This window comes from Stenotrophomonas sp. HMWF003 (genome assembly GCF_003061285.1).
GTDB classification, from domain to species: domain Bacteria; phylum Pseudomonadota; class Gammaproteobacteria; order Xanthomonadales; family Xanthomonadaceae; genus Stenotrophomonas; species Stenotrophomonas maltophilia_AP.
Genome location: NZ_QAIW01000418.1, coordinates 17,112 through 18,231, shown reverse-complemented (window position 1 = coordinate 18,231; position 1,120 = coordinate 17,112). Strand labels below are relative to the sequence as shown.

At 68.4% G+C, this 1,120-nt stretch carries 1 protein-coding gene; it reads left to right on the top strand.

Going from position 1 to position 1,120, the window contains the following annotated elements; all coding sequences use genetic code 11:
- On the top strand, positions 1 to 1,120 hold a 1,120-nt coding region (locus tag DBR34_RS17955), incomplete at both ends, for a prolyl oligopeptidase family serine peptidase (RefSeq protein ID WP_258224096.1).

Here is a 1,120-nt window from a genome sequence, read left to right as displayed (position 1 = left end):
CCGCTACAACGATCCGGGCCGGCCGGGCCTGGTGCGCGACGTCAACGGGCGCGCGCGCCTGCAGATCACCGCCGATGGCCGCAGCATCTTCCTGTACGGCCAGGGCGCCTCGCCGGAAGGCGACCGTCCGTTCGTCGATCGCTTCGACCTGGACAGCAAGCAGGCCACCCGCCTGTTCCATTCGCAGGCGCCCGGCTACGCCGCGCCGGTGGCTCTGCTCGACCAGGAGGGCACGTCCCTGCTGGTGACCCGCGAGACCCCCGATGAGCCCACCAACGTGTTCGTGCAGTCGCTGGCCGACGCCACCGCCGCCCCGCGCGCACTGACCCACTTCGCCCACCCGCTGCCGCAGCTGCGTGGGGTGAGCAAGGAGCAGATCCGCTACAAGCGCAACGACGGTGTCGACCTGACGGCCACGCTGATGCTGCCGCCGGGCTACAACCCGAAGAAGGACGGCCCGCTGCCGCTGCTGATGTGGGCCTACCCGGGCGAGTACAAGACCGCCGCCGCCGCCAGCCAGGTGACCGACTCGCCGTACCGCTTCAATGCGATCAGCTACTGGGGCCCGCAGGCCTTCCTGGCCAAGGGCTACGCGGTGCTGGTGAGCCCGTCGATGCCGATCATCGGCGAGGGTGACAAGGAACCCAACGACACCTACCTGCCGCAGCTGATCGCCAACGCCGAAGCGGCAGTGGACGAAGTGGTGCGGCGGGGCGTGACCGATCGCGACCACATCGCCATCGGCGGGCATTCCTACGGGGCGTTCATGACCGCCAACCTGCTCGCGCACACGCGCCTGTTCAAGGCCGGTATCGCCCGCAGCGGCGCGTACAACCGCACGCTGACCCCGTTCGGCTTCCAGGCCGAGGAGCGCAACTACTGGCAGGCCCAGGACGTGTACCAGAAGATGTCGCCGTTCAACTACGCCGACAAGATCAAGGACCCGATCCTCTTCATCCACGGCGTGGACGACAACAACTCCGGCACCTTCCCGATCCAGAGCGAGCGCATGTTCGCCGCGGTCAAGGGCCTGGGCGGGACGGCGCGGCTGGTGATGCTGCCCAACGAATCGCATGCGTACCGCGCACGCGAGTCGATCATGACCATGCTGGCCGAAAGC